The following is a 25,776-nucleotide window of genomic DNA, read 5'->3' as shown; positions in this document are numbered from 1 at the left end:
CGCGGGGCGGGGCACTGCCTACGCGTCGTCGGGCCGCTGCACGTACCGCAGGACGCCCCACATGCTTCGTTCGTGTGCGGCGTCCTGCGTCGTGTCCGGGCCCGGCGCGGCACTCTCGCGGCAGTCGTCCAGCTCCTTGCGCAGGGCCTCGGGGTCGATGCCGGAACCGATCAGCACCAGCTGGGTGAGGCGCGACTCGTCGCGCGTCCACGGCCGCGGGTCGAACCGCAGGAACCTGCCGACCGCGTGCAGGGCGTACTTGTTGGCCCGGTCGCCCACACCGAAGTCGACGAATCCCTTGATCCGGTAGAGGCCCTGCGGGCGGGAGTCGAGGAAGTCCATCAGGCGGCGGGGGTTCATGGGCGCGTCCGCGGTGAAGGACACGCTCTCGTAGGCGGCGTGGAGGTGGTGTCCGTGTGCGTCGTGGCCCTCCCCCTCGGCCCGCTCCGCCAGGAGCAGGTCCTCGAAGGTGAGCTGGCGTGCCTTCTCGGCGCCGTCCGGTCGCAGTGTCGGGTCGAAGAGGAGTTCCGGATCGATGCGTCCGTACGTGGCACGGACGACCGCGGGCCCGCCGCCGACCGGCTTCCCGTCCACGACCGGGGCACCGGCTGCGGCGACGGCCTTCCCGACCCGGTCCAGTTCCTTGCTCCCGACCAGGTCGGTCTTGTTCAGCACGACGAGGTCGGCGACGGCGAGGTGGCGGTCGATCTCCGGATGGCGTTCCCGGGTGGCGTCGAACCCGGCGGCGTCCACGACCTCCACCAGCCCCCCGTAGACGATGTCCGGGTTGTCGCTGGCCAGGAGCATCCGTACCAGTTCCTGCGGCTCGGCCAGTCCGCTGGCCTCGATGACGATCACGTCGAGGCGGGCGGAGGGCCGGGTCAGCGTGTCGAGGAAGGTGTCGAGTTCGCTCGCGTCGACCGCGCAGCACAGGCATCCGTTGCCCAGCGAGACGGTGGAGCCGACCTGTCCCGAGACGGTCATGGCGTCGATCTCGATGGAGCCGAAATCGTTGACGATCACGCCGATCCGGTTTCCCGCACGGTTGGCGAGGAGGTGGTTGAGCAGGGTCGTCTTGCCCGATCCCAGGAACCCCGCAAGGACGATGACCGGAATCTGCTGCTTGCGGGACGGGGACGACGGGTTCAACGGAAACCTTCCTCGATGGCCTCAGGGCGCCGGGACCGGCTGCGGCGGGGGCGTGCCCACGTAACGGGCCGCCGGTCTGATGATCTTCGAGTCCTCCGCCTGCTCCAGGATATTGGCGCTCCAGCCGACCACCCTCGCCGCGCAGAAGGTCGGTGTGAACATCTCGCGCGGCAGGCCGCACAGCTCCATGACGACCCCGGCGTAGAACTCCACGTTGGTGTGCAGTTCGCGGCCCGGCTTGAGCTCGGCGAGGATCGTCTCGACCTGTCGTTCCACCTCGACGGCGAAGTCGACGAGCGGGCCGCCGAAGCCCTGGGCGATGCTTCGCAGCATGCGTGAGCGGGGGTCCTCGGTGCGGTAGACGGGGTGCCCGAAGCCCATGATCCGCCTGCCCGCGAGCACCTGTTCGCGGATCCAGCCGTCGATGCGATCGGGGGTGCCGATGGCGTCCAGGGTGTCGAGGGCGCGGCTGGGCGCTCCGCCGTGCAGCGGGCCGGAGAGTGCGCCGACGGCGGCCACCAGACAGGCCGCGACATCGGCGCCGGTGGAGGCGACCACGCGGCCGGTGAAGGTCGAGGCGTTGAAGCCGTGGTCGATGGTGGAGATCAGGTACTGCTCCACGGCCCTGACGCGTGCGGCGTCCGGTACGGAGCCGGTGAGCATGTAGAGGTAGTTGGCCACGTGGGGCAGGTCGTCGCGCGGCTCGACCGGTTCGAGGCCCCGGCCGAGCCGGTGCAGGGCGGTGAGCACGGTGGGGACGGCCGCGCAGGCGGCCAGGGCGTCGTCGCGGCGCCGGTCGGCGTCGAGGTCGTACACCGGCCGGAATCCGGCCGAGGCGCCGAGGAGCGAGAGGGCGGTGCGCAGCCCGGCCAGGGGGCCGGAGACGGCTCCCGCACGCGCTGTGGCGGGCAGGGCCTCGCGCACCTGTGCGGGGAGTCGGCGCAGGGCGGCGGTGCGGGAGGCGAACTCGGCACGGGCCGCGGCGTCGGGCAGCGTCCCCTCGAACATCAGGTACCAGACGTCCTCGAAGCTGCGGGTCTGCGCCAGTTCGATCGCCGAGTACTGCCGGTAGTGGTAGAAGCCCTCGCGTCCTCGGACGTCGCCGAGGGCCGTGTCGGTGACGACGACGCCCGCCAGTCCTCGGGGTACGTCGAGCGGGGTGCCGCCGGTCGTGGTCGACATCGTTTCCTCCGTGGGGTCCGGGGCTCATCAATATTGATTCGACCATCTAAGATGGACTCAATATCTGTCAATGTTGATTGAATCAATATAGATACGGTTGGCGGCATGAAGGATCAAGCAGCACCCGGCGAGGGTTCCGGGGCGGCGCCCCGGCGGCTCAGCACCCGGGAGACGGCCGAGCGTCTCGGAGTGAAGCCGGAGACGGTGTACGCCTACGTCAGCCGGGGCCAGCTGAGCAGCACCCGCGCCCCCGGCGGGCGCGGCAGCACGTTCGACGCGGCGGAGGTCGACGCCCTGGCCCGGCGCACGGGCCGCCGGGAACCCCCGCCCGCCGTCGGCGACCTGGCCTTCCGCACCGGTCTCACCCTGATCGAGGACGACCACTACTACTTCCGCGGCGTCGACGCGACCGAGCTGGCCCGGGAGTACGCCTACGAGGAGGTCGCCGAGTGGCTCTGGACCGGTGAGCTGCACCCCGGCATCCGTTTCACGGCGCCCGACGGGGCGCTGGCCGCGGCGCGCACGGCGGTCGACGCGCTGCCCGCGCACAGCGGTCCGACGGATCGGCTGCGGGTAGCGGTGATCGCCGCGGCCAGCGCCGATCCGCTCCGTTTCGACCTCTCGCGCGAGGCCGTGCTCGCCAGTGCGCGCGGTCTCGTGCCGACCCTGGTCGGCGCGCTTCCTCCGGCCGGCGGCACTCCCCCGGCCGATGGCGGGACCGAGGACCGGGCGGCCGGGGACGGGCCCGGCCTGGCCCGGCAGCTGTGGTCGAAGCTCACCGCCCGGCCGGCCGACGAGCCGTCCGTCACCGCGCTGGACGGAGCCCTCGGCCTGCTGATCGACCACGATCTCGCGGCGTCGACACTGGCCGCCCGGGTCGCCGCGTCCGCCCACGCCCATCCGTACGCGGTGGTCTCCGCGGGTCTCGGAGTGCTGGAGGGGCCGCTGCACGGGGCGGCGAGCGGTCTGGCCCACCGGATGCTGGCCGAGGTCCTGGAGCGGGGCAGCGCGGTCCCGGTGGTCGCCGATCACCTCCGTGCCGGACGCAGGGTCCCGGGGCTCGGACACCGCCTCTACACGGCCGAGGACCCCCGGGCGCAGGCGCTGTTCGCCCTGCTCGCGAAGGTGCCGCAGGCCGCCGGGGCGCTCGCCGCGGCCCACGACGTGGTCGTCACGACCGCCCGGCACGCGCCCCTGCTCGCCAATGTCGATCTGGCGCTCGCCGTGCTCTCGGTCTCCTCCGGCATGGCAGCGGAGGCCGGTGAGACGGTGTTCGCGGTGTCCCGCACGGCCGGGTGGATCGCGCACGCGCTGGAGGAGTACGAGGAGCGCCCCTTGCGCATGCGTCCCAGCGGCCAGTACTGCGGTCCCCGGCCTCCTCGGCCACTGCCCACCGCCGAGCAGGGCCTGCCGCGACGGGCCGCGCCGTAACGCTGGGGCCGCACGACGACGGCGCGGGGAGAAGCGGGAAGAATTTCACAAAGGGTCATAACGCCGCTTACCGTTCATACGATGAGCGCCCCACCGCCCACTCCTGGAAGAGCACGCCGCTTCGGCTGGCCGCAGCGGGTCTTCTCCCAGGTCCTGCTGATGCAGCTGGCCATCGCCACCGGTGTGACCGCACTGGCCACCGGTCTCTTCCTGGCACCGCTCAGCGCCCAGCTCGACGACCAGGCGATGCGCCGCGCCCTGGCCATCGCGCAGAGCACGGCGGCCGAGCCGCGGATCGCCGAGTCGCTGCTCGCCACGGCCCCGTCCCCCGCCGGGCCCGTGCAGTCGGCGGCCGAACGGATTCGGCGGGCCACCGGCGCCGAGTACGTCGTCGTCATGGACCGGCGCGGGGTGCGCTGGTCGCACCCCGACGTCGGCAAGATCGGCAAGGTCGTCTCCACCGACCCGAGCGACGCGCTCGCGGGCCGGAACGTCATGGAGATCGACAGCGGAACGCTCGGCCGGTCGGCCCGGGGGAAGGTGCCGCTCCGCGACGGGTCGAGCCGCGTCGTGGGAGCCGTCTCCGTCGGCATCGCGTACGACAGCGTCCGTGCCCGGCTGCTCGCGGCGATCCCGGGACTGATCGTCTACGCGGGCGGCGCGCTCGCCGTGGGGGCGCTGGCCGCGTACCTGATTTCCCGGCGGCTCCAGCGGCAGACCCATGACCTCGCGTTCTCCGACATCTCCGCACTGCTGACCGAGCGCGAGGCGATGCTGCACGGCATCAGGGAGGGCGTCGTCGCGCTGGACCGGACCGGGCGGGTGCGGCTCCTGAACGACGAGGCGCAGCGGCTGCTCGGACTCGGCCCCGATGCCGCCGGCCGTCCGCTGGACTCCGTGCTCGACGCGGGGCGGACGGCCGACGTGCTGGCGGGACGGGTGCTGGGCGACGATCTGCTGACGGTGCAGGGCACCCGGGTCCTGCTGGTCAACCGGATGCCGACCGACGACGGCGGCGCCGTCGCCACCCTCCGCGACCGCACCGAACTCGAACACCTCGGCCGTGAACTCGACTCCACCCGTGGTCTGATCGACGCGCTTCGGGCGCAGGACCACGAGCACGCCAACCGGATGCACACGCTCCTGGGTCTGCTGGAGCTGGACATGCACGAGGACGCCATGGAGTACGTCACCGAGGTCGTCGGTGTGCACCGGGCGACGGCCGAGCAGGTCACCGAGAAGGTGCGCGATCCGTTGCTGGCCGCGCTCCTGGTCGGCAAGGCCACGGTCGCTGCGGAGCGCGGCGTCGCGCTGCGCATGGCCCCCGGGACTCTGCTCCCGGACCGGCTGGTGGACCCGCGCGGACTGGTCACCGTCGTCGGCAACCTCGTGGACAACGCGCTGGACGCGGCGGCCGGCACGGACGGTGCCCTGGTCGAGGTGGGACTGCGCACCGAGGGCCGTACCGTGGTGCTGCGGGTCCGCGACAGCGGCCCCGGCGTCCCTCCCGGACAACGCGAAACGATCTTCATGGAGGGCTGGTCGACCAAGGAGATCCCGGCGCACGGCAAGCGCGGCCTCGGCCTCGCCCTGGTGCGACGGCTGGCGGAACGGCAGGGTGGCGGTGCCACCGTCGACGAGGCCGTGGACGGCGGTGCCGAGTTCACCGTCGTACTGCCGGAGGCCCTGACCGACGCGGACGTGGCGGAACCGGGCCGGACCGGGCCCCCGCCCGTGAACGGCCCCGGAGCGGCGGGCCCGGAAACGGCCGCGCCGGGGACGACCGCACCGGCCACCGGAACCGTGGGAGAAGCCCAGTGATCGAGGTCCTGGTCGTGGACGACGACGTCCGCGTCGCGAAGGTGAACGCGGCCTATGTCTCCAGGGTGCCGGGCTTCCGGGTGGTCGATCAGGTCCACTCCGCCGCCGAGGCCCTCGCCGCGATCGAGAGCCGACGTGTGGACCTGGTCCTGCTGGACCACTACATGCCCGGCGACAACGGCCTGGCCATGGTGCGCGAACTGCGCAGGCGCGGTCACCACACCGACGTGATCATGGTGACGGCCGCGCGCGATGTCGCCACCGTGCAGGAGGCCATGCGGCACGGCGCGCTGCAGTACCTGGTGAAACCGTTCGCGTACGCGGGACTGCGCACCAAACTGGAGGGCTACGCGGCGCTGCGCCACACTCTCGAACGCGGCGGGGAGGCCGAACAGGGCGAGGTGGACCGGCTCTTCGGTGCGCTGTGGGCCGCCGGCGAGCCCGACCTGCCCAAGGGCCACTCGCCGACCACGGCAGAACTGGTCAGGCAGGCGCTCCGGAACGCCGACGGGCCGCTCTCCGCGCAGGAGATCGCGGAGAGCGCCGGAATGAGCCGTCAGACCGCCCAACGCTATCTGAAGCTGCTGGAGAAGACCGGCAGGGTGCGACTGACCCTGCGGTACGGCGAGACGGGCCGCCCCGAACACCGCTACACCTGGTCCTCCGGCAGTCGGACCTGATCGCCCGGCCCCGTCGCACGCCCCGGCGGCTCGCGGGTTCCTACACCGCCCCCGCTCCGGTCAGTGCCCGGACCTCGGTCTCCGCGTGCTTGGCCTCGTCGGGCGGCTCGGGGGACGTGACCGTTCCGATCCAGCCGGCCAGGAAGCCCAGCGGGATGGAGACCAGTCCGGGGTTCTCCAGCGGGAAGAGCTGGAAGTCCACCCCGGGAAACAGCGAGGCGGGGCTGCCGGAGACGACCGGTGAGAACAGGACGAGCAGCACGGCGGGGATCAGTCCGCCGTAGACGGACCAGACTGCTCCCCGCGTGGTGAAATTCCGCCAGAACAGGGAGTACAGAAGCACGGGGAGATTGGCCGAGGCGGCGACGGCGAAGGCGAGCCCCACCAGGAAGGCCACGTTCAGGTTCTGGGCGATCAGGCCGAGCCCGATGGCGGCGACCCCGATCCCGGCCGCCGCCACCCTGGCGACGGCGACCTCGCTGTACTGCTTGGCGTCCGGCCGCCTGAGTGAGGCGTAGAGGTCGTGGGCCACCGAGGCGGACGAGGCGAGGGTGATCCCCGCGACGACCGCGAGGATGGTCGCGAAGGCGACGGCGGCGACCACGGCGAACAGGATCGTGCCTCCGGTGGATCCCTCACCGCCGCCGAGCTCCATGGCCAGCAGCGGGATCGCCGTGTTGCCCGCGGCGTTGGACGCCCGCACCTCGGCCGAGCCGACCAGGGCGGCCGCCCCGAAGCCGAGTGCGATCGTCATCAGGTAGAAACCGCCGATGAGCCCGATCGACCAGACGACGGAACGGCGAGCCGCACGGGCGGTGGGCACGGTGTAGAACCGCGACAGGATGTGCGGCAGCCCCGCCGTGCCGAGCACCAGGGCCAGGCCCAGGCTGATGAAGTCGATGCGCGCGGTCCAGCTCCCGCCGTACCGGAGGCCGGGCAGGAGGAACCTGCCGCCGTGCCCGCTCCGTTCGGCGGCGGAGCTGAGCAGGGTGTTGAAGTTGCCGTGGAAATGAATCAGGACGAGCACCGTCAGCGCGACCGCCCCTGCCATCAGCAGCACGGCCTTGACGATCTGGATCCAGGTGGTGGCGCGCATCCCGCCGAACGACACGTAGACGACCATGAGCGCGCCGACACCGATGACGGTCCAGGAACGGGCCGCACCGCTCGTACCGCCGAGCAGCAGGGCGACCAGGCTGCCCGCACCCACCATCTGCGCCACGAGGTAGAGCACGGACACGGTGACGGAGGAGGTTCCCGCCGCGATCCGGACCGGACGCTCCGCCATCCGCGCGGCCACCACATCGGCGAGCGTGAACCGGCCGCAGTTGCGGACCAGTTCGGCAACCAACAGCAGGACGACGAGCCAGGCGACGAGGAAACCGACCGAATAGAGCATGCCGTCGTAGCCGAAGAGGGCGATGAGGCCGGAGATGCCGAGGAAGGAGGCGGCCGACATGTAGTCGCCCGCAATGGCGAACCCGTTCTCCATCGGGGAGAACAGCCTGCCGCCCGCGTAGAACTCCTCGGCCGAGCCATGGCGGTTGCGGCTCACCCAGGCGGTGATGGCGAGCGTCACCGCGATGAAGGTGCTGAACAGCACGAGCGCCAGCGTCTGGTGGTTCCCGTTCAACGTCCAACCCCCCGTGTCATCTCCTGGGTCTCCCAGCGCAATTCGAGCGCGGCCCGGTCCCGGCGCAGGCGCGCGTGCCGTGCGTACACCCCGGTGAGCAGGAAGGTCGTGAGGAACTGCCCGAGCCCCGCGATCATCGCGACGTTGAGCGCTCCGGCCACCGGCCGGGCCATCAGTCCGGGAGCGGTGATCGCGGCGACGACATAGGCCAGGTACCAGACGAGGAAGGCGAGAGTGGCGGGAATGACGAACCGTCGGTACCTGCGGCGTACTTCCTGGAAGGCCCCGCTGCGCTGCACCTCCAGGTAGATGTCGGCCGCGCTGTGGCCGCGTCGCGGCTCCGGGGGTGCGGGTCGTCCGGCGGGGACGAAGGCCCCCGTGCCGCCCGGCCCGTCCCGTCCGGAGATCGGCTCGTCGTGCCACGGGTCGTCGAGCCGCACTGCTGCGACCTCACGCCCTGCTTCCTTCTCCACGGAACAACTCCCCTTGTCCACGGACTACTTCGGCCGTGTACTCAAGAATGGGCAGATCAGGAAGACCCCGGGCGTGCCATTCGCCGGTCTTCACCTCTTCAGGTGAAGACCGAACCGGGCGGCTGTGCGAGGCCCCGAACGTACGCATAACGAACGGCCTGCGCCCGGTCGCGCACCCCGGCCTTGGCGAAGAGATTGTTGATGTGGCTTTTCACGGTGGCCTGCGAAATGTGCAGCTGCCGGGCAATCTCCGCGTTGGACAGCCCCTCCGCGATCAGGGCCAGCACCTCCACCTCACGTGGTGTCAGGCCGTCGGGCAACTGCTGCTCGGGCAGCGGGTCCGGTGGCAGAGGACTCGTGGTGACGCGTTCCAGCAGCCGACGCTGCACGCTCGGGGAGAGTCCCGCTTCGCCCGACAGCACGGCCTGGACGGCCCGCACGATCTCCTCGCCCCCGGCGTCCTTGGTGAGGTAGCCGCGGGCCCCTGCCCGCAGCGCGGGGAAGAGCGAGTCGTCGTCCGCGAACGTCGTGAGCACCACCACCTGGGTACCGGGGTGGTCCCTGCGGATCCGCCGTGTCGCCTCGACCCCGTCGCACCGGGGCATCCGCAGGTCCATCAGGACTACGTCGGGGGCCAGTTCGGCCACGAGCGCGACGGCTTCCTCGCCGTCCTTCGCCGATCCGATCACCTCGATGCCGGGCAACAGCCCCAGCAGCATCACGATTCCTTCGCGCACCACCGACTGGTCGTCGGCGACCACGACCCGCGCGTTCACGCGGGCACTCGCAGACTCACCACGAAACCCTCCTCGGCCGGGCCCGCCTCCAGCGTCCCGCCCATCAGCTCGGCCCGTTCCCTCATCCCCAACAGACCGTATCCGGATCCACTGCCCGCGAGTTCACCCTCGGGAACGCCCCCACCCGAGTCCCTGACCTCCAGGGCGACTCCGTCCGGCAGGTACTCCAGCCGGACGAGCACCCTGGCCCCCGGCGCGTGCTTGCGCACATTGGTCAGTGCCTCCTGCGCCACCCGCCGGACCGTCTGCGACGCCTCGGCCGTCAGCGCCCGTTGCTCCCCCGCCACACTGACCTCCGCGGGCTCGGAGGCCACCAGTTGTCTCAGGAAGTCCTCCACCGGAGACACCTCTCCCCGGAGCGCGGAGAGAGCCTGGCGAGTCTCCGCGAGCCCCTCGCGCGCCATGCACCGCGCCGCCACGACCCGCTCCAGCACTCTGTCCCGGAACTCCCCCGCGGGCTCCCGCTCGATCAGCAGCCGCGCCGCCTCCAGATGTACCAGTTGCGCCGAGAGGCTGTGGGCGAGCACATCGTGGATCTCCCGCGCGATCCTGGCCCGCTCGCCCAGGGCTGCCGTCTCGGCCTCCGCCGCTCGGGCCGCCCGCTCCTGCACGAGGAGTCTCTGGGCGTTGCCACGGGCCTCGGCATCCAGCCGGATCACGTAACCGGCCAGCGAGAGGCCCACGGTGGTCGTGGCCGTGGCGAACCAGCCGTCGGTGTTGACGACGGCGTACGCGCCGAGCGTGAGGGCCGTGACGGGAACACCTGCCATGAGCGGCAGCCGCTCCAGCGCGGTGACCGCGCAACCGCACCACAGGATTGTCGCCGGCAGATCGGCATCGGCCCGATGCGCCCCGAAGGCCGCCAGCAGCAACAGCGTCAGCAGTCCGAGCGAGGGCCAGAGCCGGTGCTCCAGGCTGGTCCGGAAGAACGCCCACGCGGTGACCGCGCAGCCCAGCACTCCCACCAGCCCGAGCGCGATCTCCCAGGGGCCGAACCGCCCGCCACTGAACGTCCCCAGCAGCATGACGGCGAGCAGCACCGCCCGGACCGACCAGGTGATCACCTTCCGGGGGCGGGTACGGCTCGCTTCCGAGAGCGCCTCCCGGGAAGGCCAGCTCGTCCAGGTCGTACGCATCACCCGCGGTCCTTCCACCTCGGCTGCGGCGTCGTCCCGACGACCGGTTCGGCGTACACCGGACTCGTCCGTCCCGGGCGCCACGTCAGCACGCCTCCGCGCACCGTCGCCGTCACCGCGAGGACCGGCGGAAGAGCGGCCGTGCCTCGGTCCACACCCGTCAGCGAGGCAGCCCTACGGAGGGCCGCCCATAGCCCCGCTCCCCCTGCCCGGACGAGGAGGACCCCCGGCAGGACCCACCGGCGCCGCTCGCCCGTGATCTGCTGCGCCTGGAACCGGCGGACCATCACGGCGACTGCGACCGCAACGGTCACCAGGCCATCGACGAGCCCCGACATGGCTGCCTCCGATTCGCGGGAAGGTTGAACGCCTTCGACGCTACGGAAACGGCCGGGCCGGGGGATCGGCTCAGGGGTTGATCATGGGTGGAGTCGCTGTCTCCATCCACGGGTGGAGACAGCGACTCTCAAACATCGTTGTGCGAGACGCTCAGACGTCGATGCGCGAGCGGTCCAGGGTGGCGGCGGAGCTGGTGATGAACTCCTTGCGCGGAGCCACCTCGTTGCCCATCAGCAGATCGAAGACCTGCTCGGCCGACTCCAGGTCGCCGATGTTGATCCGTCGCAGGGTGCGGTGACGCGGGTCCATCGTGGTCTCCGCCAGCTGGTCCGCGTCCATCTCGCCCAGGCCCTTGTAGCGCTGGATCGAGTCCTTGTACCGGATGTTCTTCCGCTGGAGCTCCAGCAGCCGCTGCCGCAGCTCGTTGTCGGAGTACGTGTAGATGTACTTGTCCTGGCCCTTCTTCGGCTGGACCAGCTCGATGCGATGGAGCGGGGGCACGGCGGCAAAGACCCGGCCCGCCTCGACCATGGGCCGCATGTACCGCTGGAAGAGCGTCAGCAGCAGGATGCGGATGTGCGCGCCGTCGACATCGGCGTCCACCAGCAGGACGATCTTCCCGTAGCGCGCGGCGTCGATGTCGAAGGTCCGGCCGGACCCGGCTCCTATGACCTGGATGATCGCGCCGCACTCGGCGTTCTTCAGCATGTCCGAGACAGATGCCTTCTGGACATTGAGGATCTTGCCCCGGATCGGCAGCAGCGCCTGGAACTCACTGTTCCGGGCGAGCTTCGCCGTGCCGAGCGCGGAGTCTCCCTCGACGATGAAGAGTTCGCTGCGGTCCACGTCGTCGCTGCGGCAGTCGGCGAGCTTCGCCGGCAGCGAGGAGGACTCGAGCGCCGTCTTGCGACGCTGCGCGTCCTTGTGCTGACGGGCCGCGATCCGGGTGCGCGCGGCGGCCACGGCCTTGTCCAGGACCGCCCTGGCCTGGGCCTTCGCATCGCGCTTCGTCGAGGTCAGGAAAGCCTTGAGTTCCTTCGCCACGACGTTGGCGACGATCCGGTTCGCCGCCGAGGTGCCGAGCACCTCCTTGGTCTGCCCCTCGAACTGCGGCTCCGCCAGGCGCACGGTGACGACCGCGGTCAGCCCCTCCAGCGCGTCGTCCTTGACGATGTCGTCCTCGGCGACGCGGAGCAGCTTGGCCGAGCGGAGCACCTCGTTGATCGTCTTGGTCACGGAGCGCTCGAATCCGGTCACATGCGTGCCGCCCTTGGGGGTGGCGATGATGTTGACGAAGGACTTGAGGGTGGTGTCGTAGCCGGTGCCCCAGCGCAGGGCGATGTCCACCGCGAGTTCCCGGGTGACCTCGGTCGCCGTCATGTGGCCGCGCTCGTCCAGCACCGGCACGGTCTCCTTGAACGTGCCCTGCCCGCTCAGGCGCAGGACGTCGCAGACCGCCTTGTCCTGGGCGAGGTACTCGCAGAATTCGCTGATGCCGCCGTCGAAGTGGAAGGTCTCCTCGGTCTTGCCCGCGCCGTCGAGACCGCGTTCGTCGCGGACGACGATCGTGAGGCCGGGGACGAGGAAGGCCGTCTGCCGCGCCCGCTGGTGGAGCGTCTCCAGGCTGAGCTTGGCGTCCTTGAGGAAGATCTGCCGGTCCGCCCAGTAACGCACCCTGGTGCCGGTGCGCGTCTTCGGCACCCGCTTGCCCTTGAGCAGACCGTTGGCCGGGTCGAACGGACTGTCCGGCCCCTGCTCGGTGAAGATTCCCGGAACTCCGCGGCGGAAGCTGATCGAGTGGGTCGCGCTGTTGCGGTCGACCTCGACGTCGAGCCGGGCGGAGAGCGCGTTGACGACGGAGGCGCCGACGCCGTGCAGACCGCCCGAAGCGGCGTACGAGCCGCCGCCGAACTTTCCGCCGGCGTGGAGCTTGGTCATCACGACCTCGACGCCCGACAGGCCGGTCTTGGGCTCGACGTCGACGGGGATACCTCGCCCGTTGTCCCGGACCTCCACGGAATTGTCGTCGTGGAGGATGACCTCGATGTGGTCGCAGAAGCCGCCCAGGGCCTCGTCGACGGAGTTGTCGATGATCTCCCAGAGGCAGTGCATGAGGCCGCGGCTGTCGGTGGACCCGATGTACATGCCGGGGCGCTTGCGAACCGCTTCGAGCCCCTCGAGTACGAGCAGATGCCGCGCGGTGTAGTTGGAACCGTCTCGGTCTGCTCCGGTCAGCAGCGCAGTGGACGGCACGGACGTATCGGCGGTCACGCGGTTCGCTCCTCGCTGAATTTCATTTGGGGCCCAGTGGGTATCGGGCTCGGCTTCGGTAGCCGCTGAGAGCGTACCGAGGCCTGGTAGAGCGGTTGTAACGCCACCCTCCGACAACCTTCACATCAATCCATCCTCGCACATACGTTCGGTCACCCGCAGGAGTGACGCGCACATCACGTTCCCTTCCAGGCATGAACCATTTAGGCTCCGGGCACGTCCTCATGAACGAACCGGCAAGCCAGCCGGGAGGATCCACCAAGACAAGCAACGCGAAACCGTAGCGCTACGCAATACGGCACATTCGCCGCCAACCGTCAACAGACAGCCACCTCGAGAAGAAGTTTCGAAGAAAAGCCACGAGCGGGAACGTTTTCGGCCTGGTTGGATGTTGACCCTGGTACGACAGCTCGTCGAGCTAGAGAAGAGGCGACGTGACTACTGTTCTGACCCCCGCGAGCCCGCTGACCGCAGCAGACCGCTGTGACCGTTGCGGCGCCCAGGCATATCTGCGCGTCGTCCTGATCAGCGGCGGTGAACTGCTCTTCTGTGCCCACCACGGTCGCAAGTTCGAGCCGGAACTCAAGAAGATCGCCGCGGAAATACAGGATGAGACGGAGCGGCTCACGGCTGTACAGGCCCAAGCCGCCGAAGAGGAACACTGACACCTCGCATTCCCGACGAGCTCGGGCCAGGTCCCGGACCTGCCGACGGGCGGCTCCCCGCGAGGGAGCCGCCCGTTCTCGTACTCACGTGGCGCGGCCGCTCAGCCGCCTTCCGGCATCCAGCCGATCGCGGCGGAGATCCGCGTGTACACCCCGGGGTTTCCTGCCTTCGCGCAGCCGTTCCCCCAGGACACCAGCCCGATGAGCCGCCCACGGGCCACCAGCGGCCCTCCGCTGTCCCCCTGGCATGCATCGTGCCCGCCCAGCAGTTCGCCCGCGCAGAGCATCGCTGAGGGATCGTACGTACCGTTCCTGCCACCCGGATACGCCTGCGCGCACATGCTGTCCGGCAGAACGCTCACTTTCGCGGAACGGAGCGACGACGCGTAGTCGTTGTTACCAGTCGTGTCACCCCACCCGTAGACCACGGCCCCGGTGCCCGGCGTGTACGCCGCGTCCCCCGATTCGGCCATCCGGATCGCACTCTCCTTTGGCAGCGCGTCGGCCAGTGTGAGTACCGCCAGGTCCCCCGCGTTCGTGACCGGGTCGAACGCGGGATTGGCCCATGCCGCCCGTACCGGTACCTCCTGCCCCCCGGTCCCGCGCAGGGCGTCGCGGCCCACAATGACCTTCAGGTCCCGCACCTGGCCGGCCTCGGCGCCGAGCGCCTCGCGACTCAAGCAGTGCGCGGCGGTCAGCACCTTCTTGGGTGCCACCACGACACCGCCGCAGAACTGCCCGGCACGCGCCTCTCCGAACCGTTCGCGGCTGGACAGCGCCACCACCCAGGGGCTGTCCTTAACGTGTGCGGGCTGACCACCGACGACTATGCCGTCCTCGGCCGCTCGGGCGGGGGACGCAAGAGGTATCGCGGCTGCGGCGGCAACCAGGGCGAACGCCCCGGTCAGGGCACGGAAGACGGTACGGGACATGCGCACTCCTGACTCTGTGGTGAACCGTTCCCACCCAGAGTCGTCCCGCTGCCCGTCCGACGCACCCATTGATAGGCCGAGGGCCCGGAACCCCATGGGGTTCCGGGCCCTCACGCACTTCTGCTCCTAGTCGAGGTAGTCGCGCAGCACCTGCGAACGCGACGGGTGACGCAGCTTCGACATGGTCTTCGACTCGATCTGACGGATGCGCTCACGCGTCACGCCGTAGACCTTGCCGATCTCGTCCAGCGTCTTCGGCTGGCCGTCGGTGAGACCGAAGCGCATCGAGACCACACCGGCCTCACGCTCGGAGAGCGTGTCGAGCACCGAGTGCAGCTGCTCCTGGAGGAGCGTGAAGCTGACCGCGTCGGCCGGCACGACCGCCTCGGAGTCCTCGATCAGGTCACCGAACTCGCTGTCCCCGTCCTCACCCAGCGGGGTGTGGAGAGAGATCGGCTCACGGCCGTACTTCTGGACCTCGATGACCTTCTCGGGGGTCATGTCGAGCTCCTTGGCCAGCTCCTCCGGCGTGGGCTCGCGGCCCAGGTCCTGGAGCATCTGGCGCTGCACACGGGCGAGCTTGTTGATGACCTCGACCATGTGCACCGGGATACGGATGGTGCGGGCCTGGTCGGCCATGGCGCGGGTGATCGCCTGACGGATCCACCAGGTGGCGTACGTGGAGAACTTGTAGCCCTTGGTGTAGTCGAACTTCTCGACCGCGCGGATCAGACCGAGGTTGCCTTCCTGGATGAGGTCCAGGAAGAGCATGCCGCGGCCGGTGTAACGCTTGGCCAGCGAGACCACGAGACGGAGGTTGGCCTCCAGCAGGTGGTTCTTGGCGCGGCGGCCGTCCTCGGCGATGATCTCCAGCTCACGCTTGAGCTTCGGGGCGAGCTTGTCGGAGTTCGCCAGCTTGTCCTCGGCGAACAGCCCGGCCTCGATGCGCTTGGCGAGCTCGACCTCCTGCTCGGCGTTGAGGAGGGGAACCTTGCCGATCTGCTTCAGGTAGTCCTTGACCGGGTCGGCGGTGGCACCGGCGACGGCGACCTGCTGCGCAGGCGCGTCGTCCTCGTCGTCGTCGGAGAGAACGAAGCCCTTGTTCTCGCCCTCGCCCTCCTCTTCCTCGCCGCCCTTGCCGACCTTTACTTCCTCGATCGCCTCGTCGCCGTCGAGAAGCTCGTCGTCCTGCTTCCCGGACTTCTTCGCTGCTGTCTTCTTGGCCGCCGTCTTCTTCGCAGCGGTCTTCTTGGCAGCCGTCTTCTTGGCTGCCGCCTTCTTCGCAGGGCCGGTCGCGGCAGCGTCACCGGCCGCCGGGTCCACGGTCTCTGCCGACGGAGCGGCGGTGGCCGCGACAGTCCTCGTCACGGTCGTCTTGGCCGCGACGGTCTTGGTGGCGGTGCGCTTGACCGGGCTCTTCGCTGCGACGCTCTTGCGGGCACGTTTGGACGGCTCCGCGGCACTGACCATCAGCGTCACACCCTCTTCCTCGAGGATCTGATTGAGGCTGCGCAGAACATTCTTCCACTGGGTTGGCGGAATCTGGTCAGCCTCGAAGGCCCGACGCACGTCATCGCCGGCGATCTGCCCATCAGCCTTTCCCCGCTCGATGAGCGCCATCACAGACTCGGACTCGGCGATCTCCGGCGGGAGCGTACGGGATGTGCTGGCCGACACGAACAACCTCTCGGAACGATGGAAACGGCTTCCGGCCCGGCCCCGGTGAGGGCTGGAGCCGACGACCGCCGGGCTGGGAAGTACCGGCGGCGCGGGGCTTGGCCTCAGAACTGCACAGCGCACTGAACGGCTGCTGTATTCCTTCCGTGGCGGTCACCTCTTAAGTCATCGCACTGCTTCGAGGAGTGTTACGCCCAATACGCGTGGCCCGAGTCACACCTCATTTGCGACGAACGAGGCCAAGAGTGCATTCCTCCCCACAATTGTGCCGCCGGACCGTGAAGGGCCCGGCGACACGTGGTTCGCACCCCGGCCGTACTGCGCTCAGTGCTCGCGGGGCGCGGGTACCACCCGCTCCACCTCGGGGTGAACGACGAGCAGTTGACGCATGGCCGTTTCGGCACCCGCCGCGTCGCCGGACGCGAGGGCCTCGACGATCCGGGCGTGGTGGCCGAGCGACGTGTCGCCGGGGCGGTCACAGCCCGTGACCGGGCCGCCCGAGACCTGCAGCGCCGCGGCGACGATGCCCGAGAGGTGCTCGAGCATCCGGTTGCCCGCCGCCTGGATGAGCAGGGAGTGGAACTCCGCATCCGCCCGGGAGCAGGTGATCGCGTCGCCCTGGCCGACCGCGTGCCTCATGATCTCGACCATGTCGCCGAGGCGCTGCTGGATGTCCTCACGGCCATGGCCTGCGGCGAGACGCGCGGCGAGCGGCTCGATCGTCCAGCGGAGCTCCCCCAGCTCGCGGCGCTGGTCCTCGCGCTGGGGACCGAAGGCGCGCCATTCGATGATGTCGGGGTCCAGCAGGTTCCAGTCACTGACGGGGCGGACCCTGGTACCCACGTTGGGCCGGGCGCTGACCAGTCCCTTGGCTTCGAGGACGCGCAGCGATTCACGCACGACGGTCCGGGAAACCTCGAAACGCTGACCGATCTCCTCCGGAACGAGGGGGCGGTCGGCGCCCAGATCGCCGGAAACGATCATCTGACCCAGCTGCTGAACGAGTTGGCCGTGGAGGCCGCGGCCCCGGCTGGCCGAGCCCCGTCGGCCCACCCGGCCGAGCTCGGCATCGGGACCGTCCCAGGTGCGAAGAGCGGCGCGCTCGCCGGCCGGCGCCTCCGCGTACGACGGGTAGCGATCGAGTTCACCCGGGCCGGCGAGGCCGGAATCGGCGGAGCGGGCGGCGGTCATCATGGTGTGCGCAAGGGTACTCACGCATCCTTTGTCGGCGCAGCTCACTCAGCTCTTGAGGTCTTTGGTGAAAAGCACACGAAAGGGTGATCGGCACCCACCCACCAATTGACGTCTAACCGGTATAAACCAGTCATTCTCACGGGAGTTGTGGGCTCTCACTCGGTCCGACACCGTTCCGCGACCGCCAACGGACCCTGCCGTGAAGGCCGGTGAGCAGATACACGCAGACCAGGACCGACAAGGACAACGACAACGCGGCCCCCACCGGATGGGCCACGAGCCGCACGGCCGCCGCCACCCATCGGTCCGTCTCGTGGGGCCAGCTCGGCCACATCAGTTCGCGGAGCCTGCCCGGCAGCCCGGCAACCTGACGGGAGCCCGGCCCCACCGCCAGCACCTTCCGGACAAGTGGAGCCACAAGCACCGGGACGGCGAGCACCGCGGCGACACCGGCCGTGGTCACCCGGAAGACTCCGGCGGCCAGGAGCCCCGCCCACGCACAGCCCACGATCAGCCCCGCCCAACCGACGCACAGCGAAGCCGAATTCGGCGGAATGCCGATCAGATCGGGGCCGTACACGACGCGCAGGGCTTCGGCGGAGGCCAGGACGACGGCCAGAGCAAGCACCACGGCAACGCCCGCGGACACCACCAGCTTGGCAAGGAGCAACCCCAGTCGGCGGGGAATCGCGCCTCGCCCCGCGGCGAGCGCGGGGTAGCGGAACTCGTCGCCGAACGACAGGGCGCCGAGCACCCCGGCGCCGACCGCCGCGGGTGGCAGGGGCAGCAGCGACGGCCAGGCCGCCAGCACCTTCGGCAGGGGCGTATGACCAGTACGGGCCAACAGCACGGAGAGCCCGACCGAGAGCACCATGACAGCGGCCATGATCAAGGGGGCTGTTCTGACCCCGAACATGCGGCGCAGCTCGTACCGCAGCGGATGGAGTGGACCGCGTGCCGGACGGCGCCGAACAGGCGGCGGCAGCTTTGGGACTGCTGCCCGCACGACCGGCCGGGAAAGGGCCGCCTTCCCTGCATCACCAGGCGCTGCGGAAGCTGCCGAGCCTGCGAGGATTGCGGCAGCCGCAGGACGTACGGGACCCGTGGTGTCCCCATGACCTGCCGGGCTCGGGCGACCTGCGAGGTCTGCGTGTCCCTCGAGGTTTGCGCGGCCGGCGGGGCGCTCCTGCCTCGTCGCCTCCGCGGGTTCCACCGACGCGGGGGGCTCTGTTGTTCTCGGCGGCCCCACCGGTGCGGTGGGACCGACCTCATCGGCGAGTTGGTGCACCGGGAGCCCGTGCCGGAATGCCGTGTCACCGATCTCCGCGCACGTGGAGCCGTACACCGAGAGACGACTGCCCGCTTCGGCGACCACTTCGACCGAGCGCCGGGCCGCCCTGGCCTCTCGGCTGACGACCGCGGCGAGGCGGGCCGCGTGCGGGGTCCGGACCGTGACCCGGGGACGCAGACGGGTCCGGGCGAAGTCACCGGCATCCTGGTCGGCGACGAGACGGCCGTTGTCGATGGTGACCACGCGGTCGGCGTTCCACGCGGCCTCCTTGGGATCGGCCGTGGTGTACAGGACGGTCCCGCCTCGTGTCGCATGGGCCCGCAACAACTCGTGCAGCCAGCCGCCCTCGCGCGACGAAAGGCCCTCTGCCGGATCGTCGAGGACGAGCGCGTACGGGTCGCCGAGCAGCGCCGAGGCAAGCGCGAGCCGACGGTCCATGCCGAGTGAGAGCGCACCGATGCGTCGGCTCCCGAGTCCGGCGAGTCCCACGACGTCGAGCAGTTCGTCGGCCCGCGTCGCCGGCACTCCCGCAGCGGCACAGAGCATCCGGAGCTGCCCCCGGGCGGTGCGGGCGGGGTGTCCCGGTACGTCTCCGAGGAGCACCCCCACCTCACGCACCGGGTGCGGGATCCGGTGCAGCGGTCTGCCCCGGAAGTAGGTGATGCCCCGCCCCTGGTCCAGTTCGAGCATGAGGCGGAGGGCTGCGGTCTTCCCGGAGCCGGGGGCACCCAGAAGTGCGGTGACACGGCCGGGCCGGGCTTCGAAGGTGAGGTCGTCCACAGCAGCCGGAAGGCCGCGGCGGGGGGCGCTGGTGAGTCCGATGGCCTGGAGCATCGCTATCTCTCGCGGAAGGGTGAGACCGCTCGGCGGCAGGATGGGTACCGCAGCAAGATAACGCGACAAATCGGACTTTTTATGCAGCCTCGATATCGCGGGCGTTCCGCGGGCTCAGACCTCCGGCCTCAGCATCGGGGGGTTGAGCACCGTGGCCGCCCCCGCCCGGAAGAGCTGGGCCGGACGCCCACCCTGACGGGTGGTCGTACCGCCGGAGGGCACCAGGAAGCCGGGGGTGCCGGTCACCTTGCGGTGGAAGTTCCGCGGGTCGAGGACCACGCCCCATACCGCTTCGTACACCCTCCGGAGCTCGCCGACCGTGAATGCCGGGGGGCAGAAGGCGGTGGCCAGGGAGGAGTACTCGATCTTGGATCGGGCCCGTTCGACGCCGTCGGCAAGGATCCGCGCATGGTCGAAGGCCAGCGGAGCCTGGCTCTCGCCCTCCTGGCCGAAACCCCCCTCCGGTCCGAGCAGATCCCCGACGGGTGCCCACCTCGCGCTATTCGCGTCACCACCCGCCCGTGGAGCCGGCAGATCGGGAGCCAGGGCTAGATGGGCGACACTGACGACCCTCATCCGCGGATCGCGACCGGGGTCACCGTAAGTAGCGAGTTGTTCGAGGTGGGCGCCGTTCCCCACTGCCGGAGCCGCCGGGTCCTGGGCACACAGACCGGTCTCCTCCACGAGCTCCCGCGCCGCCGCCGCTCCGAGATCTTCATCCGTCCTCACGAAGCCGCCGGGCAAGGCCCATCGCCCTTGGAAAGGCGGCTCACCACGACGTACGACCAGCGCGCAGAGTGCGTGACGGCGCACTGTGAGCACGACCAGGTCGACGGTGACGGCGAAGGGCGGAAAAGTCGACGGGTCGTAGGGCGGCATGCCGCGATCATAGTCGTCTGCCTGACGATAAACACTCCCTTCGAAGATCTCTTCTCGATCCCGCGCACATCGTGCCCACCCTTCTTCGTGCTCCGCGCCCGTCGTCGCGCCGGAGCCCGCCCGCGGCCCGCGCCCCGGCACCGGCTTCACCCCCGTGGGCCGCTCCTTGCCCGAGCCGGTGCCGTACGAGGCGCCGACGGTCCGCACCGTCCCGGCGTGCCTCAGCGACGGGGTCTGCGAGTCATCCGTCGTTCCTGGGGGTGCTCCGTCCCGGAGCGGCTCGCCCGGACCGGCGCCGGACCGCTGTTTCGGGGCGGGAGGAGCCGGACGGAGCCTTCTTCCGGCGCGCAGTGGCCGGACGTGTGGTGCGAGGCCGCGCGCCCGGGGTCGCACGGTGGCCCCGCCGTCCCGTCCGGGCGCTGCGCTCCCCGCGCAGGCACCGACGCAACGTCTCCGGGTCGAGGCCCTGGTTGCACGCTTCGTGGAGAAGCTGGGCGAAGGTGTACTCGGGATCCATCCGCAGGGCGAGTCCCAGCGCGACCCGCGCGGCCGGTTCGTCTCCCGTCGACCAGGAGACCCAGCCGGCCAGGGTCAGCGGCGCAGCGGCGTGTTCTTCGTACGGCGAAACACAACGGCGGGACAGCGCCCGCCAGAGCCGCAGCGCGGAATCGGCTTCCGGGCCTTCCATCCATTCCGCCGCCCTGTCGCGGGTCTCCCGGTCCTGCAGCCCGAGGATGACCGCGGCCGCCTCGTCATGGCTGATCAGCCGGTCGTCATCGAGGTCCGCGGTGGAGGGAGTCGACGGCGGCGCCTCCCCGAGGCGCTTCATGAGCCTCCGGGCGAGGTCCAGGGTCTCCCGTGCCACGGCCTTGCGTCCCGCTTCGTCGAGGAGCCTGGGCACCATTTCGACCCCTGCCGAGTCGAGCGCGCGTTGCTGATCCGCCTCGGCGGCGGTCCCCAGGGGCATGAGCCTGGACTCCATCTCCCGCAACGATCCACGCACTTGGATGCCCGCGTACGCGGCGGCGGCCGCCATCACCGAGGTGCCGGGCATCGCCAGCCGATTTCCCTCCGTGGGGCAACAGCGGCCGTCCGGACAGCAGTAGGACCAGTACCGGCCGTCGGAGATGCAGAGCGCTTCGAGCACCGGCACGTCGAGCGCGCCGCAGGCCGTACGCAGATTCTGGGCCAGGGGCCGCAGCCGCTCCATGATCCTGCTGCCCGGCTCGCCCTCGGCAGGGTCCTGACAGAGGAAGATCACGATCGCGTCGGGGCGGCTCCCGCGTCGCTCGCTCCCCTTGATCAGGCACTCGGCGAGCTGTTCCGCGACGGACGGCCATTCCTCGGGCGACTGCGGGATGCCGAGCCTGAGCCGCCCGCCGAAGCGGCCCCTGCCGCCGTGCAGGGCGACCATGACCACGCTGTCGTTCGGGTGGAAACCCATGAGGTAGGGGAGGGCGTCTGCGAGTTCGGCGGGGCCTCGCAGGGTGATCTGCTGCTCGTCGGCCGGACCGTTGGATTCGTGGTGCTGGTTCATGGCATGACCGTCCCGCGAGCGGCAGAATTCCGCGACCCCTGTGGATAACTTTTTCCACAGGCGGGGGCGACCGTTCGCGGTTTGTCGTAGCCATCGGGTTGCATGGGGGCATGACCCATGCAACCCGTGCAGACCTCAGGGCCTCGGCCGATTCCGTACTCGCCCGACTCGTCGGTGATCCTTCAGGCACTGCACGGCTGCGGGAGGACCAGTGGCTGGCCATCGAGGCGCTCGTCGCCGACAGGCGCCGGGCCCTGGTCGTCCAGCGAACCGGGTGGGGCAAGTCCGCCGTGTACTTCGTCGCGACATCGCTGATCCGCGCGCAGGGCGGCGGGCCGACCGTGATCGTCTCGCCGCTGCTCGCGTTGATGCGCAACCAGGTCGCGGCAGCGGCCCGAGCCGGAATCAGCGCCCGCACGATCAATTCCTCCAACACCGAGGAGTGGGAGACCGTGCAGGCCGAGGTGGCGGCCGGCGAGGTGGACGTGTTGCTGGTCAGCCCCGAGCGGCTCAACAATCCCGATTTCCGGGACCAGGTGCTGCCCCGGCTCGCCGCCGCCACCGGGTTGCTCGTGGTCGACGAGGCGCACTGCATTTCCGACTGGGGTCACGATTTCCGGCCCGACTACCGGCGTCTGCGGACCATGCTGGCCGACCTGCCCGCCGGTGTGCCCGTCCTGGCGACCACCGCGACGGCGAACGCCCGGGTGACCGCGGACGTGGCGGAGCAGTTGGGCACCGGCGCGGGCACCGACGCGCTCGTGCTCCGTGGTTCCCTGGACCGGGAGAGCCTCAGTCTCGGTGTCCTGCAACTGCCGAACGCCGCGCACCGGTTGGCCTGGCTGGGCGATCACCTGAAGGAACTCCCCGGCTCGGGGATCATCTACACCCTGACGGTCGCCGCCGCCGAGGAGGTCACCGCGTATCTGCGTCAGTGCGGGCACACGGTGGCGTCCTACACCGGTCGCACCGAGAACGCCGACCGCCAGCAGGCGGAGGACGACCTCCTGGCCAACCGGGTCAAGGCCCTCGTGGCGACGTCCGCGCTGGGCATGGGGTTCGACAAGCCCGACCTCGGATTCGTCGTCCACCTCGGCTCGCCCTCCTCCCCCATCGCCTATTACCAGCAGGTGGGGCGTGCGGGGCGTGGTGTCGAGCACGCAGAGGTACTGCTCCTGCCGGGCAAGGAGGACGAAGCGATCTGGGAGTACTTCGCGTCGGTCGCCTTTCCTCCGGAGGAGCAGGTGCGGCGGACGATCGACGCCCTCGCCCACGCCGGCCGTCCGCTCTCGCTCCCCGCCCTGGAGCCGTTGGTCGACCTTCGGCGCACCCGGCTGGAGACCATGCTCAAGGTGCTCGACGTCGACGGAGCCGTCAAACGCGTCAAGGGCGGCTGGATCGCCACCGGTGAGCCCTGGGTGTACGACTCCGAACGCTACGCGTGGGTGGCCCGCCAACGGTCCGCCGAGCAGCAGGCGATGCGCGAGTACGCGACGACGACGGGCTGCCGGATGGAGTTCCTGCGCCGTCGGCTGGACGACGAGGAGGCGGCTGCCTGCGGACGCTGCGACAACTGCGCGGGAGCCCGCTTCGACGACCGGGTGTCCGGCGTGGCCCTCGACGGCGCGCGGGGCGAACTGAGCAGGCCCGGCGTGGAGATGGAGCCCCGCAAGATGTGGCCGACCGGCCTTGCGGCCGTGGGTGTCGACCTCAAGGGACGCATTCCCGCAGGAGAGGTGTCGTTCACCGGCCGCGCTCTGGGGCGGCTCTCCGACATCGGCTGGGGCAACCGGCTGCGCCCGATGCTGGCGCCCCAGGCCCCGGACGCCCCCGTGCCGGACGATGTGGCGAACGCCGTGGTGAGTGTGCTGGCCGACTGGGCCAAGGGGCCCGGGGGCTGGGCCTCGGGGGCCGCGGACGCCGCCCCCAGACCGGTCGGGGTGGTCACTGTCGCCTCGCAGAGCAAGCCACGGCTCATCCAGTCCCTGGGCGGCCGTATCGCCGAGATCGGCCGGATGCCACTGCTCGGCAGCGTCACCTATGCGCCGGGCGCAACGGACCTGCGGATCTCCCGGACCAACAGCGCACAACGGGTCCGGGCCCTGCACGAGGCGCTGGTCGTGGAGCCCGGTCTGGCCGAAACGCTGGCCTCGGCAGGCGGGCCCGTGCTGCTTGTGGACGATCTCGCGGACACCGGCTGGACCCTGGCGGTGGCGGCACGGCTGCTGCGGCGGTCCGGGGCCGAGGGTGTGTTTCCGCTGGTCCTCGCCGTTCAGGCGTGACGGGGGACGTCGTTCGAGCCCGGCGTGGGCAGGGATATCAGAGTCATTCCGGCTGATTACCGTCACCTGCGCCAATTGCTCGTTGCCGCCCGCCGGTACGCCAGGAAGAATTGGTCTCGCTCCCCGCGCAGTCCCTTTCGCGGCCCGGAAGGGTTGTGCTGCGGTGCGCCCTCACTCGACCCTGCCCGCACCATGGGCACGTATGTGAAGGGAGGACCGTGACCTTCGGATTCGCTCCGTCCGCAGCCACTTCGATGTCGGCATCCGCCGACTCCGCCAACCGCCTTGCCAGGATGCTCGAGCCAGCCGAGTGGGCCGAAGCGGGAATACCGTTGCTGCGCAGCCCCCGCGAGGTCGTCAGCGGCTTGCACGCCCGGCACAGTCCGACCCCGACGACCGCCGTCGTGGCCGTGCTCGACCATGAGGAACGCCTCACGGCCAGCGCTTCGTTCACCCGCCGCCCCACAGCCGCGGACGGCTGGGAGTTCCGCAACGCGCTGCTGGCGCATCTGCGCCGGGTGATCCCGCACGACCTCCGCCGCCGCACCCCCGTCCGTACCGCGGTACTGCTCTACTGCCGTGAGGGCGACGAGCGTTGGACGGAGGAGGACGGAGCCTGGATGTGGGGCCTGCGTGACGCCTGCACCCTGCACGGGCTGCGCTGCGGCGCGTACATCACACTGACCCGCGGCGGTTGGCAGGTGCTGGGCGAGGGCCGGGGCGGGCGCCGTCCCAACTCCACGTCCCAGCCGCCCGCTCTCGCCGACGCGTCGCTCGGTCCCGACCCTTCCCCGCTGCGCACCGGTGGCGGCGCGGTACAGGCCCTGCGGCGCACCGCCGCCCGCTGACCGAGGGGCGGGCCCGACCACCCTGCCGGGCAGTCGGGCCACCATGGTTCCGGGTGTCCTACGGATCAGACACCGGCGCCGAGAACCGCGTTGATCCGCTGCGGGTCCCCGCAGACGATCAGCAGTGCTCCGGCACGTTCCCGTGCGTCGTTCAGCGCACGCGCGACCTCGCCGTCCCCGTTGACGGCGACGATCACCACGGGGCGGGCCTTCACCCGGTCCGCGGCCGCGACGCCGACGAAGAAGACGTCGTCGCCCGCCTCGTGCTGCGCCCAGTAGGCGGCTTCGCCGAAGGAGAGTTCGTGCGCGGCCCACGGGTGCTGCTCCCCGGTGGTGAGCACCAGGATGTCGCCCGGCGCACGGCCGGATTCGAGCAGCAGGTCCACCGCTTCGTCGGCGGCGTCGAGAGCACCGGCCGCCGGGGCGGGGATCAGTTGGATCTGCGGCGCGGAACGATTCTCCTGCCGACCCGCCTGAGGCCGAGCGGGAGTGGGGTGCGGGCGCTGCGCCGGGGGCGCGGGCCTCGCGGGGCCGGGCCCGGGACGACCGGGGCGCGGCGTGGCCGCTGAACGCGGGCCGGGTACGGGACGAGGGGTCGACGCGGTGCGGCCGGAGGCCGGAGTGGCGCGGGGACCCTGGGCGCTCTCGTGAATCTGAGGCTCCTCGGGGATGAGAGGCATGGGTGGTTGTCTATCAAACGCCGACGCGCGGGGCGTCGGCGGGTG

20 protein-coding genes are annotated in these 25,776 nt (G+C 70.5%); 6 read left to right on the top strand and 14 right to left on the bottom strand.

The annotated features are described in order from the left end of the window. Positions 1-18 precede the first annotated feature (18 nt). The gene (locus ACWCXX_RS14555; RefSeq protein WP_451126987.1) at positions 19-1,149 is read right to left on the bottom strand and encodes a CobW family GTP-binding protein; all 1,131 of its coding nucleotides are present in this window, start codon (positions 1,147-1,149) and stop codon (positions 19-21) included. A gap of 21 nt (positions 1,150-1,170) precedes the next feature. Then, positions 1,171-2,331 carry a citrate synthase/methylcitrate synthase gene (locus ACWCXX_RS14550; protein WP_451126985.1) on the bottom strand — a complete coding sequence of 387 codons (1,161 nt, stop codon included), beginning with the start codon at positions 2,329-2,331 and terminating at the stop codon, positions 1,171-1,173. A gap of 105 nt (positions 2,332-2,436) precedes the next feature. On the opposite strand from ACWCXX_RS14550, the gene ACWCXX_RS14545 reads away from it, so the two are divergent. The 3 genes from ACWCXX_RS14545 to ACWCXX_RS14535 all read left to right on the top strand — a co-directional run bounded on the left by ACWCXX_RS14545 (position 2,437) and on the right by ACWCXX_RS14535 (position 6,263). Beyond that, positions 2,437-3,762: a citrate/2-methylcitrate synthase gene (locus ACWCXX_RS14545; protein WP_451126983.1), complete on the top strand. Its 1,326-nt coding sequence runs from the start codon at positions 2,437-2,439 to the stop codon at positions 3,760-3,762. Positions 3,763-3,843: 81 nt separating this feature from the next. Beyond that, positions 3,844-5,583, top strand: a complete 1,740-nt coding sequence (locus ACWCXX_RS14540; protein WP_451126981.1) for a sensor histidine kinase — start codon at positions 3,844-3,846, stop codon at positions 5,581-5,583. Further along, on the top strand, positions 5,580-6,263 hold the full coding sequence (locus tag ACWCXX_RS14535) for a DUF7342 family protein (protein WP_451126979.1): 684 nt from the start codon (positions 5,580-5,582) through the stop codon (positions 6,261-6,263). The genes ACWCXX_RS14540 and ACWCXX_RS14535 overlap by 4 nt, the downstream gene beginning before the upstream one ends. A 40-nt stretch (positions 6,264-6,303) precedes the next feature. Here ACWCXX_RS14535 and ACWCXX_RS14530 read toward each other — a convergent pair whose 3' ends face one another. The 5 genes from ACWCXX_RS14530 to ACWCXX_RS14510 form a co-directional block, all read right to left on the bottom strand. Next, positions 6,304-7,896 carry a solute symporter family protein gene (locus tag ACWCXX_RS14530; RefSeq protein WP_451126977.1) on the bottom strand — a complete coding sequence of 531 codons (1,593 nt, stop codon included), beginning with the start codon at positions 7,894-7,896 and terminating at the stop codon, positions 6,304-6,306. Further along, complete coding sequence (locus ACWCXX_RS14525) at positions 7,893-8,336, bottom strand: DUF485 domain-containing protein (protein WP_451127104.1); 444 nt, start codon at positions 8,334-8,336, stop codon at positions 7,893-7,895. The genes ACWCXX_RS14530 and ACWCXX_RS14525 overlap by 4 nt, the downstream gene beginning before the upstream one ends. Positions 8,337-8,467: 131 nt before the next feature. After that, positions 8,468-9,145 (bottom strand): response regulator transcription factor, encoded by a 678-nt coding sequence (locus ACWCXX_RS14520; protein WP_451126975.1) that lies wholly within the window; start codon positions 9,143-9,145, stop codon positions 8,468-8,470. Continuing rightward, on the bottom strand, positions 9,142-10,305 hold the full coding sequence (locus ACWCXX_RS14515; RefSeq protein WP_451126973.1) for a sensor histidine kinase: 1,164 nt from the start codon (positions 10,303-10,305) through the stop codon (positions 9,142-9,144). The genes ACWCXX_RS14520 and ACWCXX_RS14515 overlap by 4 nt, the downstream gene beginning before the upstream one ends. Before the next feature lie 486 nt (positions 10,306-10,791). Then, positions 10,792-12,912, bottom strand: coding sequence for a DNA gyrase/topoisomerase IV subunit B (locus tag ACWCXX_RS14510; protein ID WP_451126971.1), 2,121 nt, complete (start codon positions 12,910-12,912; stop codon positions 10,792-10,794). A gap of 434 nt (positions 12,913-13,346) precedes the next feature. On the opposite strand from ACWCXX_RS14510, the gene ACWCXX_RS14505 reads away from it, so the two are divergent. Beyond that, positions 13,347-13,577 carry a DUF7455 domain-containing protein gene (locus tag ACWCXX_RS14505; RefSeq protein WP_451126969.1) on the top strand — a complete coding sequence of 77 codons (231 nt, stop codon included), beginning with the start codon at positions 13,347-13,349 and terminating at the stop codon, positions 13,575-13,577. Positions 13,578-13,678: 101 nt separating this feature from the next. Here ACWCXX_RS14505 and ACWCXX_RS14500 read toward each other — a convergent pair whose 3' ends face one another. The 6 genes from ACWCXX_RS14500 to ACWCXX_RS14475 all read right to left on the bottom strand — a co-directional run bounded on the left by ACWCXX_RS14500 (position 13,679) and on the right by ACWCXX_RS14475 (position 21,921). Continuing rightward, entirely contained in the window at positions 13,679-14,509 is an 831-nt protein-coding gene (locus ACWCXX_RS14500; protein WP_451126967.1) for a S1 family serine peptidase, read from the bottom strand. Positions 14,510-14,635: 126 nt separating this feature from the next. Next, entirely contained in the window at positions 14,636-16,186 is a 1,551-nt protein-coding gene (locus tag ACWCXX_RS14495) for an RNA polymerase sigma factor (protein ID WP_451126965.1), read from the bottom strand. 324 nt (positions 16,187-16,510) lie between these two features. Next, positions 16,511-17,401 carry a FadR/GntR family transcriptional regulator gene (locus ACWCXX_RS14490; protein WP_451126963.1) on the bottom strand — a complete coding sequence of 297 codons (891 nt, stop codon included), beginning with the start codon at positions 17,399-17,401 and terminating at the stop codon, positions 16,511-16,513. A gap of 115 nt (positions 17,402-17,516) precedes the next feature. Beyond that, complete coding sequence (locus ACWCXX_RS14485) at positions 17,517-19,505, bottom strand: ATP-binding cassette domain-containing protein (RefSeq protein WP_451126961.1); 1,989 nt, start codon at positions 19,503-19,505, stop codon at positions 17,517-17,519. Between the two features lie 114 nt (positions 19,506-19,619). Beyond that, positions 19,620-20,384, bottom strand: a complete 765-nt coding sequence (locus ACWCXX_RS14480) for an NUDIX hydrolase (RefSeq protein ID WP_451126959.1) — start codon at positions 20,382-20,384, stop codon at positions 19,620-19,622. Positions 20,385-20,625: 241 nt separating this feature from the next. Beyond that, positions 20,626-21,921 (bottom strand): DUF4192 domain-containing protein, encoded by a 1,296-nt coding sequence (locus ACWCXX_RS14475; protein WP_451126957.1) that lies wholly within the window; start codon positions 21,919-21,921, stop codon positions 20,626-20,628. Between the two features lie 110 nt (positions 21,922-22,031). On the opposite strand from ACWCXX_RS14475, the gene ACWCXX_RS14470 reads away from it, so the two are divergent. Together ACWCXX_RS14470 and ACWCXX_RS14465 are read left to right on the top strand one after the other, a co-directional pair. Continuing rightward, on the top strand, positions 22,032-24,203 hold the full coding sequence (locus ACWCXX_RS14470; RefSeq protein ID WP_451126955.1) for a RecQ family ATP-dependent DNA helicase: 2,172 nt from the start codon (positions 22,032-22,034) through the stop codon (positions 24,201-24,203). 218 nt (positions 24,204-24,421) lie between these two features. Next, positions 24,422-25,051 carry a hypothetical protein gene (locus ACWCXX_RS14465; protein WP_451126953.1) on the top strand — a complete coding sequence of 210 codons (630 nt, stop codon included), beginning with the start codon at positions 24,422-24,424 and terminating at the stop codon, positions 25,049-25,051. A 65-nt stretch (positions 25,052-25,116) separates the two neighbouring features. Here ACWCXX_RS14465 and ACWCXX_RS14460 read toward each other — a convergent pair whose 3' ends face one another. Continuing rightward, the gene (locus ACWCXX_RS14460) at positions 25,117-25,731 is read right to left on the bottom strand and encodes a hypothetical protein (protein ID WP_451126951.1); all 615 of its coding nucleotides are present in this window, start codon (positions 25,729-25,731) and stop codon (positions 25,117-25,119) included. Between the last annotated feature and the right edge of the window lie 45 nt (positions 25,732-25,776).

The sequence above is a fragment of the Streptomyces sp. NPDC001732 genome, assembly GCF_053596315.1.
This window is presented reverse-complemented; position numbering and strand designations above follow the sequence as displayed.

Bases quoted from the DNA above. Each gene is read 5' to 3' on its own strand.
- ACWCXX_RS14550 (WP_451126985.1), bottom strand. From the start codon at position 2,331: ATGTCGACCACGACCGGCGGCACCCCGCTCGACGTACCCCGAGGACTG.
- ACWCXX_RS14545 (WP_451126983.1), top strand. From the start codon at position 2,437: ATGAAGGATCAAGCAGCACCCGGCGAGGGTTCCGGGGCGGCGCCCCGG.
- ACWCXX_RS14540 (WP_451126981.1), top strand. From the start codon at position 3,844: ATGAGCGCCCCACCGCCCACTCCTGGAAGAGCACGCCGCTTCGGCTGG.
- ACWCXX_RS14500 (WP_451126967.1), bottom strand. From the start codon at position 14,509: ATGTCCCGTACCGTCTTCCGTGCCCTGACCGGGGCGTTCGCCCTGGTT.
- ACWCXX_RS14485 (WP_451126961.1), bottom strand. From the start codon at position 19,505: ATGCTCCAGGCCATCGGACTCACCAGCGCCCCCCGCCGCGGCCTTCCG.
- ACWCXX_RS14480 (WP_451126959.1), bottom strand. From the start codon at position 20,384: ATGCCGCCCTACGACCCGTCGACTTTTCCGCCCTTCGCCGTCACCGTC.
- ACWCXX_RS14475 (WP_451126957.1), bottom strand. From the start codon at position 21,921: ATGAACCAGCACCACGAATCCAACGGTCCGGCCGACGAGCAGCAGATC.
- ACWCXX_RS14470 (WP_451126955.1), top strand. From the start codon at position 22,032: ATGACCCATGCAACCCGTGCAGACCTCAGGGCCTCGGCCGATTCCGTA.
- ACWCXX_RS14460 (WP_451126951.1), bottom strand. From the start codon at position 25,731: ATGCCTCTCATCCCCGAGGAGCCTCAGATTCACGAGAGCGCCCAGGGT.